The sequence below is a fragment of the Methylomonas sp. genome, from assembly GCF_023228165.1.
Lineage (GTDB): Bacteria > Pseudomonadota > Gammaproteobacteria > Methylococcales > Methylomonadaceae > Methylomonas.
The window spans coordinates 142,421-161,324 of sequence record NZ_JALOBS010000005.1 but is presented as its reverse complement, the minus strand read 5'-3'; the positions used below and the strand labels follow the sequence as shown (position 1 = coordinate 161,324).

At 53.4% G+C, this 18,904-nt stretch carries 17 protein-coding genes and 1 pseudogene; 9 read left to right on the top strand and 9 right to left on the bottom strand.

Annotated elements, in window-relative coordinates:
- Positions 1-111: 111 nt before the first annotated feature.
- From M0R33_RS05605 to M0R33_RS05590, 4 genes are all read right to left on the bottom strand, one after another.
- On the bottom strand, positions 112-1,035 hold the full coding sequence (locus M0R33_RS05605) for a Fic family protein (protein ID WP_292566258.1): 924 nt from the start codon (positions 1,033-1,035) through the stop codon (positions 112-114).
- Positions 1,032-1,286: a hypothetical protein gene (locus M0R33_RS05600; RefSeq protein WP_292566255.1), complete on the bottom strand. Its 255-nt coding sequence runs from the start codon at positions 1,284-1,286 to the stop codon at positions 1,032-1,034. The genes M0R33_RS05605 and M0R33_RS05600 overlap by 4 nt, the downstream gene beginning before the upstream one ends.
- Positions 1,283-2,443, bottom strand: coding sequence for a restriction endonuclease subunit S (locus M0R33_RS05595; protein ID WP_292566253.1), 1,161 nt, complete (start codon positions 2,441-2,443; stop codon positions 1,283-1,285). Before M0R33_RS05595 ends, M0R33_RS05600 begins: the two co-directional genes overlap by 4 nt.
- A 63-nt stretch (positions 2,444-2,506) precedes the next feature.
- On the bottom strand, positions 2,507-3,499 hold the full coding sequence (locus tag M0R33_RS05590; protein WP_292566251.1) for a PDDEXK nuclease domain-containing protein: 993 nt from the start codon (positions 3,497-3,499) through the stop codon (positions 2,507-2,509).
- Between the two features lie 317 nt (positions 3,500-3,816).
- On the opposite strand from M0R33_RS05590, the pseudogene M0R33_RS05585 reads away from it, so the two are divergent.
- Positions 3,817-4,008, top strand: a pseudogene (locus M0R33_RS05585) (transposase); the annotation flags it as partial.
- Between the two features lie 279 nt (positions 4,009-4,287).
- Positions 4,288-4,446, top strand: coding sequence for a hypothetical protein (locus M0R33_RS05580; protein ID WP_366043146.1), 159 nt, complete (start codon positions 4,288-4,290; stop codon positions 4,444-4,446).
- A gap of 33 nt (positions 4,447-4,479) precedes the next feature.
- Here M0R33_RS05580 and M0R33_RS05575 read toward each other — a convergent pair whose 3' ends face one another.
- Entirely contained in the window at positions 4,480-5,013 is a 534-nt protein-coding gene (locus tag M0R33_RS05575) for a gamma carbonic anhydrase family protein (RefSeq protein ID WP_292566245.1), read from the bottom strand.
- Positions 5,014-5,095: 82 nt separating this feature from the next.
- Between M0R33_RS05575 and M0R33_RS05570 the strand changes: the two genes are divergently transcribed.
- The 7 genes from M0R33_RS05570 to M0R33_RS05540 all read left to right on the top strand — a co-directional run bounded on the left by M0R33_RS05570 (position 5,096) and on the right by M0R33_RS05540 (position 12,525).
- Positions 5,096-6,106, top strand: a complete 1,011-nt coding sequence (locus M0R33_RS05570) for an SPFH domain-containing protein (protein ID WP_292566242.1) — start codon at positions 5,096-5,098, stop codon at positions 6,104-6,106.
- A gap of 2 nt (positions 6,107-6,108) precedes the next feature.
- The gene (locus M0R33_RS05565) at positions 6,109-6,786 is read left to right on the top strand and encodes a zf-TFIIB domain-containing protein (RefSeq protein WP_292566240.1); all 678 of its coding nucleotides are present in this window, start codon (positions 6,109-6,111) and stop codon (positions 6,784-6,786) included.
- A gap of 157 nt (positions 6,787-6,943) precedes the next feature.
- Positions 6,944-7,885 carry an NADH:ubiquinone oxidoreductase gene (locus M0R33_RS05560; RefSeq protein WP_292566237.1) on the top strand — a complete coding sequence of 314 codons (942 nt, stop codon included), beginning with the start codon at positions 6,944-6,946 and terminating at the stop codon, positions 7,883-7,885.
- 1 nt (position 7,886) lies between these two features.
- Positions 7,887-9,416 carry a nickel-dependent hydrogenase large subunit gene (locus tag M0R33_RS05555; protein WP_292566235.1) on the top strand — a complete coding sequence of 510 codons (1,530 nt, stop codon included), beginning with the start codon at positions 7,887-7,889 and terminating at the stop codon, positions 9,414-9,416.
- Between the two features lie 14 nt (positions 9,417-9,430).
- Entirely contained in the window at positions 9,431-9,883 is a 453-nt protein-coding gene (locus tag M0R33_RS05550; protein WP_292566232.1) for a hydrogenase maturation protease, read from the top strand.
- On the top strand, positions 9,880-10,269 hold the full coding sequence (locus tag M0R33_RS05545) for a hypothetical protein (protein WP_292566229.1): 390 nt from the start codon (positions 9,880-9,882) through the stop codon (positions 10,267-10,269). The genes M0R33_RS05550 and M0R33_RS05545 overlap by 4 nt, the downstream gene beginning before the upstream one ends.
- A gap of 27 nt (positions 10,270-10,296) precedes the next feature.
- Positions 10,297-12,525: a GGDEF domain-containing phosphodiesterase gene (locus M0R33_RS05540; protein WP_292566226.1), complete on the top strand. Its 2,229-nt coding sequence runs from the start codon at positions 10,297-10,299 to the stop codon at positions 12,523-12,525.
- Between the two features lie 40 nt (positions 12,526-12,565).
- Here the strand turns inward: M0R33_RS05540 and M0R33_RS05535 are convergent, their stop codons facing one another.
- The 4 genes from M0R33_RS05535 to M0R33_RS05520 all read right to left on the bottom strand — a co-directional run bounded on the left by M0R33_RS05535 (position 12,566) and on the right by M0R33_RS05520 (position 18,900).
- Positions 12,566-13,591, bottom strand: coding sequence for a zinc-dependent alcohol dehydrogenase family protein (locus tag M0R33_RS05535; protein WP_292566224.1), 1,026 nt, complete (start codon positions 13,589-13,591; stop codon positions 12,566-12,568).
- A 65-nt stretch (positions 13,592-13,656) separates the two neighbouring features.
- The gene (locus tag M0R33_RS05530) at positions 13,657-14,217 is read right to left on the bottom strand and encodes a chorismate lyase (protein WP_292566221.1); all 561 of its coding nucleotides are present in this window, start codon (positions 14,215-14,217) and stop codon (positions 13,657-13,659) included.
- Between the two features lie 221 nt (positions 14,218-14,438).
- Positions 14,439-16,001 (bottom strand): hypothetical protein, encoded by a 1,563-nt coding sequence (locus tag M0R33_RS05525; RefSeq protein WP_292566219.1) that lies wholly within the window; start codon positions 15,999-16,001, stop codon positions 14,439-14,441.
- 76 nt (positions 16,002-16,077) lie between these two features.
- A complete protein-coding gene (locus M0R33_RS05520; RefSeq protein WP_292566217.1) occupies positions 16,078-18,900 on the bottom strand; it encodes a patatin-like phospholipase family protein in 2,823 nt (940 codons plus the stop codon).
- Between the last annotated feature and the right edge of the window lie 4 nt (positions 18,901-18,904).

Sequence of the window (18,904 nt, the reverse complement as noted above, 5' to 3'; positions counted from 1 at the left end):
GTCAAAGCCGAGGTGACGCGGACGGCCAGGGCCGCCGAAGGCAATCACCGTGACGGTGTAGGCGCGATTATTCACTCAGGGATGGTGAATAATCTTTACCGCCGGAAGCCGTCACTCGCCGGGCACGATCCGCAGATAACGTTCCAAGGTGGCTTGCTCCAGGCTGGCTACTAGTTCGATAAACAGGCTGTAATCGCCGCTGGTATGCACGGTATCCAGGGCATCGTAATAGGCCAGGCGATTCTCGACCGGAATGATTACCGGCAGAAAGCCGCGCCGCATCAGTTCAAAGTTCATCAACAAGCGCGAGGTACGACCATTGCCATCGACAAACGGATGGATACCGACGAAATCGACGTGAAGTCGGGCGGCGCATTCCACCGGGTGCATCGCAATTGCGGCCTCTGACTCAAAATAGACAGCTCCTTCTCCCTCAGGGAGAAGGTTAGGATGAGGGGAACTAATAAAACTTTCTTCCTTGTTTAAATTTCCCCTCACCCAACCCTCTCCCTCCGGAGAGGGCTTTATTCTGCTTGAGTCAGCAATATTAGGATGTGGGGAATCCAAGCCAGTCGCTTGCCGATACCAGTCCATCAATCCCGCCATCGCCTCCGGCACCTTGAAATAATCCGGCGGCAGATGCTCGGTACCGGCCATCACCACGTTTTCTTGCCGGTATTGGCCGGCATTGCGGTCGTCGATGTTTTTCAGCACCAGATGATGAATGGATTTGATTTGCCACTCGCTCAAGGCCTCCTGGTTTTGCACGATGGCTTCGACATAATCGATGGCTTGCTTGTGATTGATCACCTCGAAATGCTCGCGCAACGGCTTGCCGCCGATGGTAATGCCTTCCAGCACCACCTTGGTTTCCTTCAAGGTTAAGGTATTGCCCTCGATGGCATTGGAATGGTAAGTCCATTCCAGCACTTGCTGTTCGTGCAGGGTACGGACGGTGTGTTCCGGCAACGGCCGCAGGCTGTCCAGGCGAGATTTGAGACGGTTGATTTCGGCGAATCGGACAGCAGTATTCATGATTCATCGACCTTCACGCGGCGTTTACCGGTGAGTAGTTGTTGCATCAGGGATTTTTTATTACCCCTCACCCTAGCCCTCTCCCGAAGGGAGAGGGCATTAAGCCCAAGCTTCGAAATAGATAGCTGTTTGACTATTGGCAGCCCTGTCATAAGCGCTATCTCTTCATTAACAACCAGTGCTGTCAGCTCCCTCTCCCTCCGGGAGAGGGTTGGGGTGAGGGGATCTAACACACCGCAAACACGATTCATGATTCGTCCACCTTCACACGGCGTTTGCCAGTGAGTAATTGTTGCATCAGGGCTTTTTTCTCTTGTTTCAGGCAGGCGAGTTTTTGTTGCAGGGTTTCGATTTCGCGGTCGGAAGTCGTCAATATTCGGGCAATTCGTTGTTGTTCTTCGAATGAGGGAATTTTGATCTTGAGTTTTAACAACTCATTTACACTTATTTCTTTCTGACCTGTTCCACCGATTAGATTATCTATTTGTGTAAAAAAAAGAGGTCTGGACATGATATGTAGCATAAAACTTTTCGACACATTTTCATGCACATCAAAACTAGATATTGCATTTGAAGCAATACATCCACCAACCACTTTCGGAACAATCCCAATACCACCATTATGTAGATTCTGTCTTCCGATTATTAACTCCCCTTCATGTCTAATAAAATAAGGTCGACTACTTTCAGTTACTGCTGGATATTTTCCAGTTTTAACAACTCCCTTGCAGTGCAGTTTAACTGACAGCAATTCATAATCCTTTGGATTATTAACCACATCCTTTTTAATTTCATAAATAATATCTATGAATTTATATTTGGCCCAGGGATCATTAAAGCCTGGAATACGTTTCTTTCCAGAGAGTAATTGCTGTATCAACGCATTTTTCTGCTGTTGACTATTAACCAACAACTTTTCGGCAGTCGCAATGGCCTGATCCCAAGTAGCCAGTGTTTCAGCGATTTTTTGTTGCTCTGTGATTGGAGGTAAAACAAGCGGTGTATTTTCAACGATAGATTTATTAATTTTTACCATTGTGCTGCTACTGCCCGCAGCGCAGCTTTTATAGTAGCCGCGAACTAACGACGACTTTAGAAATGCTTCAATGAAATCAGCATCAGCAATTCGTTCATTTATCCTGAACCGCATCATCAAATCAGGATAGGAGCAATTGGCAATTTCCCCTTTAAAGCGAATTGAGCGCCCTACCTTGTCAGGTGTATTGGAGCGACTAACGAGAAAGTCCCCCCATTTAATAGAGCTATCAAGAGTCTTTGGAGATGGTTCCACTGGTTTTATTCCGTCTATATTTAAGCCATCATCACCGAGCGCACCAAGCCCCAGCACCCAATAACCGGTTAATTTTTCTGATGGATTAGGAGAATATCCATTTTTAATACCCCCCATCCAAAATATCTTTGAGAGCAATTTTATTCCATCCCTTAGGCACCATAACCAGCCTCCTTCGATTCAAGCGTCATAGTCATCCCCTTTTTTTAACAACCGTTGCTGCACCCATTGCCGTTCGCGTTCCAGTTCGAGTCTCAGCTCGTCCTCAGTCGGCAAATACGGCAGATATTTGGCGGCGAACAGCTGTTGGTTGTCGGCCAGTACCGAATATTTGGCGATGGTTTCGCTTTTTTGGCTGCACAAGATCAGGCCTATGGTCGGGTTATCGTCATCGCCTTTTTTATGCCGGTCGTAAATCCGCACGTAGCTGTCCATTTGCCCAACGTCCTGATGGGTCAGCTTGCCCAATTTCAAGTCGATCAGCAAAAAACATTTGAGCTTGAAGTTGTAAAACACCAGATCGATGTAAAAATCCTGGTCGTCGGTGCTGATGCGCTGTTGCCGGGCGACAAAAGCAAAGCCCTTGCCCAGCTCCAGCAGGAATTGCTGCAAGTTATCGATCAGGCCTTGTTCCAGCTCGCTTTCCAGAAAGGTTTGCGACGGCAGATTCAGAAAATCCAGCACGTAGGGATCGCGCAGATAGTCTTCCGGTCTGACACGCAATTCGGTGGTTTTTGCCTGGGCTTCCTGCTCGACGGCGGCACGATCCTGGCTGGCCAGCAGGCGCTCGTAATACAACACGCCGATTTGCCTCTCCAAAGCCCGCGCGCTCCAGTTTTGTTCTAAGGTTTCCTGCATGTACCAGTCTCGGGCATGCGTGTTTTCCAGCCGTAACAGTACGCGGTAATGAGTCCAGCTTAATTCGGTACGCACTGCGTTCCAATTTGGAAAAGTTAGATAAAACGCGCGCATATTTCGCAGGTTACGTGCGTCAAAGCCTTTGCCAAACTCCCGCGTCAAGTGTTCTGACAGTTGTTGCAACTGCTGTTTACCGTACGCCGCGCGCTGTTGCCCTTGCTGTTCGTCTTCGACGATCAATCGACCGATATGCCAATAGGCCTGCACCATCTGACTGTTAACGGTTTGATAAACCCGCTGACGCGCCTGACACAAGTTGATGCAAAAATATACTTGACGACCAGGAAATTACTGATTCGATAAAAAGCGTCAATTACATTTTTTCCGGTTGGTAACGGCGATATAACGCTGATCGAGCTTGACGACGCCAGTCAAACCAAGATTTTGATCGACACAAACATCCGCGATAGCGCTGACGACGAAGCCTATGAGGATTACTTCGATGTCGCCTTAAAGATGACTCGAAAGGCCGCCCCTACATCGTGTCTTCTTGCAAACACTTCCTGACCAAGATCATGTGAGAGGTTTGGCCAAACATTTCCATCGTGGCGCTGTTGATGACTGTTGGCGCCAATCGCGAACAGATCAAGCAAGCCAAGGCGCAACGCAGACAGGACTATTTGCAACGCATTCCCATCGAGGGCAAATTCGGCCAAGGCAAAAAGGGTTACCGGCTCAACTACATCCGGGCCACGCGTGCCAACACCTCATTCGCCTGGATCAATGCCATTTTCCTGGTCATGAATCTGTTGATCCTGGAAAGGATCTTTTTTGTCCTCAGTAAATGCCATCTTGCTGGTTTGATGCAGGCAATTGCACATGTCTGGGAACAATGGGTTTTAACACCGCGCGCTCAGCCCCGCTTAGCCCGCCGACTTGGACATGTTTATGGCTGATTTACTGAGCAAACTCTAAATACCGATCTGTTCCGGTTTCTGTTAGCTTGAAATTTTGAAAAGCGCATAGAAGCTATACGTGCCCATAACAGCCGGCATATTTCGGTAGTGCTCACTGTCGACGAAGTTAGGCAGGTATTATCGTGTATGAAAGGGGTGCCGCAGCTGTTGGTTAAGCTGTTGTACGGTAGCGGTTTGCGGATTACCGAAGCGGTACGCCTAAGAGTCCAGGATGTGGAAACCACCCATGTCCCGCAGCAGGGCGGGCAGGGGGTTACCAGCCCAGTGGACGATTTGGGTCTTTGATATTTCGGTGCCGCCTGCTTATCGCCTGGACGGTTATTCGTCGGCCAAATACCTGTCCTTTAGCCGCACATAATGCTGATACGAATATTCCAAAAAAGCTTTTTCCGAGTCGTTCAAGGCTCGCACCGGTTTGGCCGGTGCGCCGACATACAAATAGCCGCTCTCCAGGGTTTTGCCGGGTGACACCAGGGCTCCGGCCGCCAGCATCACGTAATCTTCCAGTACCGCACCGTCCATGATGATGGCGCCGATGCCGATTAAACAATAATTGCCGACCGTGCAGCCGTGCACCACGGCCCGGTGGCCGATGGTAACGCCTTTGCCTATCAGCAGACGATGGCCGCTGGGCGAATAATCGCCGGCGTGCGAGACATGCAGCACCGAGCCGTCCTGCACATTGCTGCCGGCACCGATGCGGATGGATTCTACATCGCCTCTAATCACCACCGTCGGCCAGACCGATACGTCGTCGCCGATGGTCACATCGCCGATGACCACGGCGGTCGAGTCGATATAGACTTTGTCGCCCAGTTGCGGGTGTTTGTCTTTAAAAGTTCTAAGTGCCACAAAAGCTCCGGATATTTGCCATAATTAATGGCTAGATGTTACGCAATTGCGTTTGGGTTCACCACAAAATGTTGAGGTTATCATGGCAATAATGGATGGCATTAAGCGCCAACTGCGATCGGTCATTGAATGGCAAAATCCCGAGGCGGATGTGTTATTCACGCAATGGACGGAAAACGGCGACGAAATCAAAAACGCCTCGAAGCTGATTGTCGGCCCCGGGCAGGGTTGTATTTTTGTCTACGAAGGTCAGGTCAAGGCGGTCATAGAGCAGCAATGTATGGTCGATTTGCGGACAGACAACGTGCCGTTCTGGACCACCATTAAAAAGTTCATGCAGTTTTTCGTCAGCGAACATAAGGTGGGGATTTATTTTTACCACAAGACCAAGATACTCGATCAAAAATGGGGTACGACTTCGCTGATCAAGTATCAGGACCCGAAATATCAATTCCCCATCGGCCTGAAAGCCTACGGCAATTACAGTTATCAAATCGAAGACGCCCAGGCTTTTTTCGTGAATATCGTCGGCAGCCATAATCAGGTCGGCATAGACGAGTTTCGCAAGATTATTTCGGCCCGGGTGATTCAGCCGATTAGCGATTATCTGGCCGAATGCGGTTACAGCTATGCCGATATAGACGCCAACCGGGAAGAAATTGCCCGCGGTATTTCGATCAAGCTGGCCATCGTGTTCCGCAAGCTGGGTTTTAATGTCAGCGACTTTCGTATCGAAGGCACGGATTTTGACGAAGACACCTTGCGCCGCATCAACCGCATCGCGGATTTGACCGCCGAAGCCCAAGCCGCCCAAGCGGTGGGACTGGATTACGCCAAAGTGCAACAATTGGATGCCATGCGCGAAGCGGCCCGCAACGAAAGCGGCGCGGCCGGGGCCGGCATGGGGCTTGGCGCCGGAGTAGCGTTGGGGCAAAACATGGCGCAAGGCCTGACTATGGACGCGCCGGCCGCGACTGCGGCGGCGGATGACATCACCGGCAAACTGCTGCAACTGAAAAAATTGTTTGAAGCGGAATTGATTTCCGAAGCCGAGTACAGCGCTAAAAAACAAGAATTGCTGGACAGGTTTTAGGCATGGCGCGTTGCAACAATTGCTCGGCTCCGCTGCTGCCTAATACCCAGTATTGTAGTTATTGCGGGGTGCGTAACGATGTCGATTTACTCGGTAAGCATGATTACCGGGTGGTGAGCCGGCAGTCGGAACGGATCTGTCCGGAATGCAACGTCCATTTGCAAACCGTTGCTCTGGAACTGCAACCGCCGCTACACATAGAACGCTGCAGCAGCTGTTTCGGCTTGTTTTTCGATCCTGGAGAAGTGGAAACACTGTTGGAAAATAGCGTGTCGCCGGTGTTTTCGGTCAATCAGGAATTGCTCGGCAACATTAATAAAGACCGCTATCAGAAGAATAAACCGGTCAAATATCTGGAATGTCCGGTATGTTTGAATATGATGAACCGGGTGGTATTCGGGCATAAAAGCGGGGTGGTCATCGATCAATGCCGCGCCCACGGCATATGGCTGGACGGTGGCGAAATCAGCCATCTGTTGGAGTGGAAAAAGGCCGGCGGGCAAATCCTGCACGAAAAAAAACAGGCCGAACTGCGGCAGAGAAAACGCCAACCCAACCAATCTCGGGTTGAAGTATTCGGCAAGTCGAGCAGTACCTACGGTGGGCAATACGAATCCTTGGGTGGCGAGGAGGGGTTGCTGGAGATTGTCTTCGGGCTGATTTTCAAGGTGTTTGATTAATATCCCCGATTTTTCCCAAATTCGGAATCGGGCTGCCTACCGCAAGCAATTCGTGCGGTTTTTTGGGGCAATACCACCGATTGAACATAAGTGCATTGCAGGCCGGCTTTCAAATTCAATACAATCGCTAGTTAAATCTTAAACTGGGAGAGTGAATGTGAATACGTTATTCTGGTTACAAACCGGAGCGTGTGGCGGCGAATCGTTGGCCATCCTCAGCGCCGACTCACCCAGCCTGGAACAACTTTTATCCACACATGACATCGAGTTGCTCTGGCATCCCTCGCTATCCCACGCCAGCATGCGGGAACACGACGCTATTTTCGAGCGCATTGTCAGCGGCAACCAAACCTTGGATATCCTCTGCGTGGAAGGCAGTATCGTTACCGCGCCGCGCGGTACAGGACTTTATGACAGCTACCAGGGCCGGGCAAGAATGGATATAGCCAGGGAATTGGCGCAACATGCCGACGTGGTGGTGGCGATGGGTACCTGTGCGGCGTTCGGCGGCGTCCACGCGGCGACGCCTAATCCCAGCGACTGCATCGGCCTACAATACAACCGGGAGCAGCCGGGCGGATTGTTTCCTCCCGAGTGGCGTTCGCGCAGAGGCCTGCCGGTGATTAACGTCTCCGGTTGTCCGGCTCATCCGCACGCCATGACCCAGACGCTGGCGTGGCTGACGACCGGTCTACCGTTGCAGCTGGACGGATTGAATCGTCCCAAGGCCTTCTTCAACACCATGGTGCATCAGGGTTGTACCCGCAACGAATATCATGAATACGATATCGAAGAGATGGCGCCGGGAGGGCCTGCCTGCCTTTTTTTCAATCTGGGTTGTCAGGGTCCGATGACTCAGGCGGTGTGCAATAGCGACCTTTGGAACGGCACCAGCAGTAAAACCCGCGCCGGTGTGCCCTGTTTCGGCTGTACCTCCCCGGCATTCCCCCGCGATATCGATTTATTCAGCACCGAAAAAATCGGTGACATTCCGCTGCGCCTGCCCTTGGGCGTGGAGCGCGCCCGTTATATGGCCTACAAAAATTTGGCCCACCACGCCGCGCCGGCGCGGGTCAAGGATAAGGAAATGGATAGCTGAAATGGCCAGAATTGACGTTAATATCAACCTCAACCGGGTGGAAGGCGATCTGGAAATCGGTCTTACCCTGGAAGACGGGGTGGTCACCGAAGCCCGCACCATAGGCACGCTTTATCGCGGTTTCGAACAGATCATGGTAGGCAGAACCCCGCGAGATGCTTTAGTGATTACCCCGCGCGTCTGCGGCATTTGCGGTACGGCGCATCTGTATTCGGCGGTGCTGGCGCTGGAACAGGCCTGGCAAGTGCCGGTGCCGGCCAATGCTACACGCATCCGTAACTTATGTTTGATAGCCGAAGGCCTGCAAAACGATTTTCGCCAAACCTTTTTGTTCTTCGCGCCGGATTTTTGTAACCCGCGTTACAACCGGCAACCCTGGTTCACCGAGGCGCTGGCGGCATTCGAACCATTCCGGGGGGCGATTTATCTGGAGACATTGGCGACCACCCGGCGAGTAGTCGAAATCGTGGCTCATTTCGGCGGGCAATGGCCGCATTCGTCTTACATGCTGCCCGGCGGCGTCACCCTATCGGCCGATATGCGGCGGATATTGGCTTGCCGCGCAGTGCTGGATGAGGTGCAGCGCTGGTATGAGCAACGTATCGTCGGCGCCTCGCTGGACGATTGGCTGGCTCTCGACAGCGCCGATGCTTACTTCGGCTGGTTGGAAGCGTCGGCTCATGCCGATAGCGGGTTGGGTCTGCTGAGCCGCTGCGCCCGCTCGCTTGGGCTGCACCGTCTGGCCGCCGGCACGCCGCATATGCTCAGTAGCGGTTCCTGGTGCGATCCCGAACATTGGGCCTTCAATGCCGAAGTCCGCCTGTTGCCGGGCGGTTTTTATAACGGCGATACCGGTCAGATCGAGGCTGTCGATCAGCAGCTGATCAACGAACACGTGCGCCATTCCTGGTTTCGTCCCTACCAAGGCGGACGCCACCCTTGGCAGGGCGAAACCGTCCCCGATTTCCAGCCCAACAGTGACCGCTATACCTGGGCCAAGGCGCCGCGTTACGGCGATAAGGTGGTGCAAACCGGGCCGCTGGCCGAATTGTTGATAGCCGGCGACGCGTTGATTACTTCGCTGCACGCCGCCGAAGGCGGCAATGCCTGGCTACGCCAGTTCGCCCGGGTGCGGCGGGTTGCCCTGGAGTTGCTGCATGCGCGGCGCATGCTGGACGAATTGGCCTTAAACATGCACGAACCGCATTTTCTGGATATGCCCAAGTCCCGGGAGCTGGACGGCGAAGGCTACGGCTTGGTGATGGCCGCTCGCGGTATATTGGGGCATTGGCTACGTATCAAGAATGGGCAAGTGGATAAATATCAGATCGTCACCCCCACCGCATGGAGCGCATCGCCGCGCGATAGCGCCGGGATACCCGGGCACTGGGAGCAGAGTCTGGTTGGCTTGAGCGTGCAAGACCCCGATAATCCGGTGGAAATCGGTCATATCATCCGTTCTCACGATCCCTGTCTGGTCTGTACGGTGCACATGTTGGATACCGGCAAACGCGTGCGCTTCGCGCCGTAATCTCTTGTCCCGCCATGCGCCATATTCTTTGTTTTGGGAATCCGCTGCACGGAGACGACGGTTTCGGATACGCCGTTTACCAGCGGCTGGCCGGACTAGCGTTGCCCGACGATCTGCGTCTTTTCGATGTCGGTACGCCGGGTCTGGCGGCTTTGACATTATTTCAAGGTTGCGATGACGTTTTGATTATCGATGCCTGTCGTTCCGGCGGCGAAGCGGGCCGACTCAGTCGGCCTTTGCCGGAAACAGTCATGGCCGAAGCTTCGCTGGCAGGGCATGGCGTAGGCGTGGGTTATATATTGCAAGCCTTGGCCGCCCTGCCCGAGACCATGCCGCGGATACATATCATTGCCGTGGAGACAGCAACAGTCACGGCGTTCCGGCCGGGGTTATCGGCGGCAGTGCTTAAAGCCGTCGACGAGGTTGTGGTGCTGTTAAGGCCTTATTTTCTAGACGATGCGGCATGAATGATGCCCGCCGGCAAAGCGAATTGGAGAGCCTGCGTACCGAGATAGCGGCGTTAAGGCTTGCCAATGCCGCGCTCGAACAGCAAATGTCGCTGAATGCGGAGCAGACCGACGAGCTGTTGCGTACCTTGGAATTTCAAAGCAATGCGTTACGCGAGGCCGGTCTGCGTCAGGCCAATCAGAGTGATTTCATTCAGCGGGTCATGGACACTACCGGTGCGTTAATGATACTGCTGGGGCCGGACGGACGCTTGCGGCAGATCAATCAGCGCTGCACCGAATTGTTAAGCGTTACTGGCGGTACGCTGGATGAACACGCTTTGGACGAATGGCTGCATCCCGATGAACAACAAGCACTTGCCGACAATCTCGGCAAATTACCCTAACCGGTCCATTCGCCGTTATTCGAGACTGTGCACCGGGTAGGCAACTATACAGCGGAGCATAGACTGCTCGGTCGCGACGGCCAATATCGGCATTATTGGCTGGAAGCGAGCATACAATACAACCAGCAAGGCAAGGAAGAAGGCGCGGTGGTGTGCGCAACGGATATCAGTTCGCTCAAACAACAGCAGGAGCGCTTACGCCATAGTGAAAGTCTACTCAAGGAAGCGCAGCATATCGCCCATCTAGGGCATTGGGAGCAGGATCTCGCCACCGATGAACTGATCTGGTCCGAAGAGGTTTACCGGATCTTCGAAATCGACCCGACGGCTTGCCCGACAGCGTTCCCCGTCTTGATAGACCCGGTTCATCCGGACGATCGGCCCGCAATCAATAAAGCGTATTTGGCTGCGCAAGCTGACGATAAGCCCATTACGCTTGATCATCGTCTGTTATTTGCGGATGGCCGAGTGAAATGGGTGCGTAAATGCGTCATTACGCATTACGATACAGACGGTCGGCCTCGGCGTTTGGTCGGTACTGTTCAGGATATTACCGCCGAGCGCCTGATCGACGAACAACTGGTGTTGGCGGCCAGCGTCTTTGAAAGCAGTTTGAACGGTATTCTGATTACCGATGCCAATGCCCGAATTATCAAGGTTAACCGCGCCTTTACCGAAATCATGGGCTATTGTTCCGAAGAAGTCCTTGGCCAGAAACCGGGTCTATTCAAGTCGGGATATCATGACCAGGATTTCTATCGGAAGTTATGGGCCACGCTAAAGCTGGCCGGCAAGTGGCAGGGCGAGATTTGGGACTGCCGCAAAAATGGCGAGCTGGTGCCGCTCTGGCAAAGCATCTCTGCGGTGCATGACTGCGACGGTCAAGTCATACGCTATATTGGGGTCTTTTACGATCTTAGCGAACAAAAACGTACCGAGGAACATATTCATCACTTAGCCTATTACGATTCGTTGACGGATTTACCCAATCGGCAACTTTTCATCGATCGTTGTGAACTGGCATTGGAAAAGGTGCGCCGCAATCATCAATCACTGGCCGTGCTGTTTCTCGACCTGGACCGTTTTAAGCACGTTAATGATAGTTTGGGACATCCGGTCGGAGATGAACTTTTGCGCGCAGTCGCGCAACGCTTGAAGAATACTCTGCGTCATGGAGACACCGTGGCCCGCCTGGGCGGCGACGAGTTCATCGTGCTCTTGGAGGATACCGGAAGCCATGCCGTGGTCGAAAATGTGGCTCGCAAAATTTTGGCGGGCCTCGATCAGCCGTTCATGACACAGGATCATAAACTTGAAATCGGCACTTCCATCGGTATCAGTTGTTATCCCGAAGATGGAGAGGACGCCACCGCACTGATCAAGCATGCCGATCTGGCCTTGTATCAGGCCAAGGGGCAGGGGCGCGGCAACTTTCAGTTTTACGATGTTCGTCTGACTGAACGAGCCAAGGAGCGCTTGTTTCTGGAGAGCGAGCTGCGGGATGCGCTGAAACGCGAGGAATTATTGGTCTATTATCAGCCGCAATTCTCCCTGGCCGATGACAAGCTGATCGGAGCCGAAGCATTGTTACGGTGGCATCATCGTGAGCATGGCATCATTCCGCCGGACAAATTCATCTCAATCGCCGAAGATTGCGGCTTGATTGTTGCCATCGGCGAATGGGTGTTGCGCAGCGCCTGTCGTCAAGCCAAGGCATGGTTGGACGCGGGCTTTGACTTTCAGCGTGTGGCGGTCAATCTTTCCGGGGTGCAGATTGAGCGCAGCGACATGCTGACTACCGTCAGACAGGTATTGGCGGATACCGGTTTGGCGCCGAAACATCTGGAACTGGAAATTACCGAAACCTACATCATGCAGCAGGCGCAGCGAAACATCCGCATTATGGAAGATTTGCGTGCACTAGGCGTGGCTCTGGCCATTGATGATTTCGGCACCGGCCAATCGTCGTTGGGCTATCTGAAGCGCCTGCCGGTGGATAAACTGAAAATCGACCGTTCTTTCGTGATGGATATCCCGCACGACAGCAACGATATGGCCATCACGCGAGCCATTATTGCCCTGGGCCACAACCTGCATCTAACGGTGTTGGCGGAAGGTATAGAAACCGCCGAACAGTCTGCTTTTCTGAAGGAATTAGGCTGCGACGAAGCGCAAGGCTACTACTATAGCCGGCCCATGGATGCCGCCGGTTGCCTGAGGTTACTGAAAGAAAAGGCCGGCATTAGCGCTTATTAACCTAAATCTGGCGGGTATCGAGGACGGACTCCGGGCAACCTCAGGAAATTTTTAGCACTTTGGCGCCGCGTATTTTGGCCATTTTTAGTTCCAGCAAAGCTTGGTTTGCCTGTTCCAGCGTAAAGATCTGCACCGTTGGTTGCAGCTGCATTTCAGCCGCCAAGGCCAAAAACTCCCTGACATCCGCCCGGGTGATGTTGGCGACGCTTTTGATTTCTTTTTCCAGCCACAGATGTTGCGGATAATCCAGCTTTAACAGGCTGTTACGATCAAGTTCCTTGCGTATGGCGTTGATTACCAGCCGGCCGCCGGCTTCCAGATTGGCCAGGGCTTCCACGACCGGTTCCCAGGCCGGCGTGGTATCGATGATGCCGGTTAGCTTATGCGGTGCGGCTTGTTTGGTATGCCCCGTCCATACCGCGCCCAGTTCCAAAGCAAAAGCCCTTTCTGCCGGGCTGCGGGCAAACACATATATTTCACTGTCCGGAAAACAGTATCGGGCCATTTTCAAGACCAGATGCGCCGAGGCACCAAAGCCGGTCAAACCCAGCCGCTGGCCGTTTTTCAATCCCGTCAGACGTAGCGAACGGTAACCGATGGCACCGGCGCAAAGCAAGGGCGCGGCCTGTTCATCCGTAAAATTGTCGGGCAGGGGATGCGCGAAGTTTTCCGCAACGGTCATGTATTCTGCGTAACCGCCATTGGCGTCTCGCCCGGTTGCGGCAAAATCCGCGCAGAGATTTTCTAGGCCGGCCAGACAATATTTGCAAACACCGCACGCCGAAAAAATCCAGGCCACGCCAACCCTGTCCCCTACCTGGACAGTCTGGGTCCGGCTGCCGACGGCTTCGACTCTGCCGACCACCTGGTGACCCAGGATGACAGGCAAGTGCGGGGGCGGGGTCCGGCCTTCGATTTCGTCCAGTTCGGTATGGCAAACCCCGCAGGCGGAGACTTTTAACAGAACTTCCTGTTCGGCGGGAACCGGTTTCGGTAATTCCGTTAGCGTTAAAGGGTGCTGATTGTCTTCAAGCTCGCAAAGCCGTTCCAATACCATCGCTTTCATTTCAATCCACCTTGTCCGGGTTAGCGTATTTCCGACCGGCGCTTTGTCCAGCGCCATCGCATTGGTTATCGAGCCAGTATGGCCGGCAGGAAGAATTCGCTGACCAGTAAAGGTTGGTGGTGAATCGCGTACAGCGTGCGCCGTCCCCAAACGGCCTGCTCCACGCTATAGCCGCTTCGCACCGCCGGCGACCAGCAATTGGTCTGTGCCGCACTGAAATAACGTTGCCGCAATTCCAAGTCCGGATAGGCAAAAATCACTTCTCCCAAGGGCCGGGTACCCAGGTGCGACAAATTACGATGCGCGATGCGTATGGTGTGTTCCGGCAGCACGGTGCGGGCCAGCACCAAGGGTTTATCGTCCACATGTAACAGCACTTCCCGAATCAAATGATAACGGTGGTGCGGGACCCGTAATGTCTGACATTCCTCGGCAAAGGCCGGTTTCCAATAGTGAAACAGCAACTTTACGGCCAGATGAGGACCGTATACGCTACGCAGGCGCTTGGTCAAGGAACCGGTTTCATTCAGCCAGGGACGCAGCGGCGCGGGCGGTTGCGAGTCCGTGCCGCGTATGTGGGTTTTCCAAAGCGGCAGTCGGGCAAATAAATAACTGTTAGTGGACAAAGGCAGCGAAAGGAAAAAAGGCTATAAGCAAATGATCGAATAAAGTGCGCTTATTGTACCGATAGTTTGGCTATTGGTTAAGGAAACTCCGCTTAAGTCCCGCGACGGGTTAGAAGCCAAGCATAAGCTATTGATTCCATTCATGGCGAGTCTGCCTAACCTTGAATAAAATCTGCTGATTCAGAGTTGCCTACTGCGACCGTGCCGGCCTGTGCATGGCTTCAGGCGTCGCTGAGCAACGCTTTTAATAAATCGTCCGCTGTGTGTGCCGGGCGTTTTTCGCCATCAATCCAGCTGATTTTCAAGCGGCTGTCCGCCAGCAGCCATTCCGCACTAGTCTTGTCGGTCAGTTTATCGAACAGGATGATCAGCTTTTTCAGATGCGGCTTATCGGCCAGCACGGACAATTCGTGGCTACAACCCTGCCGGTCGGTGGTATAGCCGCGCAAATCCATCAAGACCCGATCGGCTTGATTGATCAGGGTTTCCAGCACCATTTTCCAGCTACTGTCGAAGCAAAAAAACTCGTTGACCCGATAGCGGCCGTCCGGATCGCTGCTCAAGTCCAGCGCGTTTAAAACCTGCTGTAAACGATCGCTATCCGTAATAAAGCGCTCCTGCAGACGACCACTTAAAAAACCGAATAATTCATCCGGTTCCAGATTGCGCAGAGCCAAATCCTTGCCGGCAATCAGCAAGGTATTGCCGGAGTAGCGCCAGTGTTCGATAACCTGGTCGAATAGAGCCTCGATGCTGTTGTCGCCGCGAAACACCCGTAACAGCAACAGGGTGGGTGGTTGATGGCGGGGTCTTAACGCCGGTCGCATCAATAGTATAAAGATGGGAAACAGCAGGCAGGCCCATAATAAGTGATAAGCCCGCCAATCGATGGAATGGCTTAAGGTCAGGGCTTGGATCAGCAGCGTGATGATCCATAAGCCGGCAGCCAGATAAAGCGGTTCGGAAAAGGCTTTGCCTTGGTAAGCATTGGCCAGGCGGCGGGCAAAAAAGCGTACTGGAAAAAAGGCCAGCAGCCAGGGCGCAATACTGAACAGGCCAAACACCACGTACGCGTTCGTCAGCCGGGCTAAATCGATTATCCAGCTATCGGCATTATCCCCAAGGCTATGTTCCAGGGCGCTCAAGCCCAGCAAGGACGAAACCGTCAAACTAAAAAAAACCAAAATCAGATAAGGGCCTGTGCTGCGCAATCTAGGCCCGGTCATGAAAAACACGATCAGCAGCAAAGGCAGTTGCTGGGAAAAAAGCCACAGCAATACCGGTAAAAAATGCTGGTTCTCGTCGGAATTGAGCATCACGATCACACTGGATAGCGCGACGTATTGCAGCGAAATGAAAAATATCTTGCCGCGCGGCCAGCGTTCCAGTAGGCCAATAGTGGCTACCAGCGGCCAGGCGAATACCAGAGTCAGTGTTACTAGCCGCCGCCAACTAAAGCCGTCGGTGACATAAGCGGATTGGGCGACAGCGGCAATAATGGCGGCTAACACCAGGCAACTCAAGGTCAGGGCAAGGCGTAAGTTGCGTCTGGCGGCGCGGTTTTGTTTGACAAGATGGACGTTGCCTGATACGGCCGAAACGGATGCCGGCAATTGGACGGGTTCCGGGAGATCCGTGGTTAATGCATCGCTAGGCGAGCTGCCCATTTGCGTGCATGCCAACACTTGGCTGGCGTAGCGTTTGGCAACCCACCAGCTGCTGACCCAGGCCAGAATTAAAGACGCGATTAAGGCGAACAGGATTTGACCGTCGAAGTTATTCATGCAGCCCCCATTGATTAGTCCATGTTAGAAGCTGCGGCGCGGAAGGCGTCAGCGCCGCAACGACTTCATGTAGTGCTTACAAATTTAACAAGCGCTGCAATTTGCCGCGCTTTTTAAACCACTGGTCGAAAAACTTCAAATGCAGATTGGCCAACGCCCAACCTACACTGCCGAGCACGGCCAAACCTATCCATTTGCGAGCGGTGTCCAAAGGTTGCAGATATTTACCGAAAGGCAGTAACACACCGACCAAAGTAATGATAAGGGCCGTGGTGATGCTGGCGACCCCCAAAGTAATCGTGGTGTGATCCAGCCAGTTTTGTTTAATCCAATCGATTAATAGAGCCAACAGCAATAATCCGCAGGCCATACCGGCGTATTTCAAGGTTGGGATAAGCACCAAGGCTTTGCCAGCCATCAGGCTGGAGGCGCTGAGTTGCTTGGCCAAATCCTTTGCCTTAGGATCACCGGCTTCCGGATCGGCCGTCAGGATGGGAGCAATGCTGCTGAAAGGCCAGTTTTGCTCCGGTGCGTGGATATCAAAATCGGCCCAATGGCCGTTGAGTTGCAGACTTTGGTGTTGCCGGTCTAGCTCGGACAGTTGATGCTTGGTCATGGCATAACCGCTGGCCATCAGCGCATAAGCTTCCACTTCGGTAAAGGTATCCAGATCGGTGCGGATTTGGGCCAGGCGGCGTTGCTGGCTGCGGTCTATGCCGTAATCCGTGCAATGTGGTCGTTGCGGCTCCGGAGTAGGGTTATCGCACTGTATCCAATCCAGCGGGTCGGCATGCAAATCCAGTTTTAAATGGATGAAAAACAAACCCTGCAAGGCATTATTTTTAGCTTTGGCTTCCAGGTCTTGATATTGGGCCTCCCGCACCCGGTCCTGCAAAATGCTATCGGAACGAAAAAACACGCTTAAGGCGCTTTTTTTAGGTGAGGCTTGATCGTCCATTTGTCCGGAGGCATCGCTGCATAAAATCAAATCACAGCATTCATCCAGTAAACCCGCCACGCCCTGATTGTCGTGCACGCCGCCATCCACCAGGCGAATGGTGCGATCCGGGTACAAATCGTTCAGTTCCAAGGGATCGAACAGGGCCGGCACTCCGGCGGAAGCGGCCACCGCGTAACCCAGCGGGTAGTGTTTGAGTTTTTCGGTAGGCGCCTGCCAGTAATACAAGCGTCGATAGCGCTGGTTCATATCGATGTCCTGTCCTGTCAGCCCCGGCGGCTCGCCCATAAAGCTGGCGGTAAAGTGCCAGTTATGCCCGGAATTCAGCGAGGTGGTGTTTAATAACAAGGTCGGCACTTTAGACCGGCGCCGCCAGTTGGCGTGTTGGGGGTGGAAGCTTTGGTCGGTAAAGGTGGTATTGCCGAGCGGATCGGCGGTGAGCGGATGGATGCGTAAATCGTGCATGGGCCGCATGTTCGCCACGCCGTCGGCGGCAGCTTGATACGCTTCAACTTGTTGGTAGAAGTAGGTTTCGTACAGCTCCCCCATCCGATTGCTGCGGCCGTAGCCGGATTGAAACAGCATTTTAAAGTTGTCGGGCAGGCTGGCCAGCGCCCGTACCCGCAGGTTTTCCGAGACGCCGTTAAAAAATTGCGCTATCACCTCGCGCACCAACTGGATGTAATCGTCGCGGCTGATTTCGGCGTCGGTTTTTTCCATCAACAGTTTGCGCAAGGCCAAATAATAATGCGCGCCGACGATGCTGCCGCCGGATACCGTCGACAATACCTCCACGCTGCGTAGCGCATCCACCTCCGCCAAACGCGCCAGTACCCCCAGATGATACAGCGAAGCCCGGAAGCCGCCGCCGGACAGCGCCAAGCCGACCTTGCCGCGAAAACACTCAAAGCAGGCCGGCGCATCGGCCCCCAATAAAAGGCTCAAAACCTGCCAGGGCGGCGCCCAATCCTTGGCGGATTGACCGTCCTCGGGCGGCACAAAACCTTGCATCCGGGCGATAGCCACCAGTTGTCGGGTGGTGGTCTGGCGTTCCCATTCGAAGTGTTCGGCGGTTTTGGCCTGTTCCAGCCATTTGCCGGCTGCATCCCATTGCTCCAGGCCGAAAGCGGCTTCCGCCATGCTCACCAAAAACCACCATTGGTTGAGGATGTCTTGGTCCTGCACGGTGGCGTAATTCGGCAATTCGGCCAATAGTTGCTTGCGCAAGTCGTTGGCTTGCTTGCTCAAGGATTCGCATTCGGTAGCGGGAATTTTTTCGCGGGCCGCGTTGACATGGGCCCGGTGCGCCAATTTGTCCAGAATAAACGCCGCATTGATGCCGCAGTAACCCATGTCCTGTTCCGGGTTTAGCGTCCAGCCGCGCTGGTAAAAATAATGCGCGGCTTGTAAGTCTTCCAGGCGGCCGGAGCGGTCGAATTTGCGTTTATAAATCGCACCGGCTTGGCCCAAGGTTTCCGGGTCCTTGCAATCCGGGCTGCGCAAGCCTATGCCTTCCAATATAGTTAAAGCTTGGCTATGGCGTTCGTCTGGCGGCAGTTCGCTGTCTTTATAGGTATTTAAAGCTAATTGCTGGGTGGCTTTGATCGTCAGCTCGTCGCTGCAACCTTGCGCGAGCAGTTTGTGTAACAATTGCCGCGCCAGCGCATGTTCATCCACATTTTTTAAACGTTTGGTCAATCCCAGGGTTTCTGTTTCGTCCAAAGGTGTTTTAGCCAAACAGGCTTCGCCCTGTTGCTTGAGTAATTCCCGAGCTTTAACTAACAATTGCCGGGAAACGCGCACTTCGCCTTGCTGATACAGTTGCTTGGATAACAGGAAGCATTTATCCACGGCGGCGTCGGCAGGGGTGCCGCTAGCTTGGGTTTGGTCGATGAGTTCCTGGGCTTGAGTGATTAATTTTTTATAGTTTTGTTTGGCCATGGCA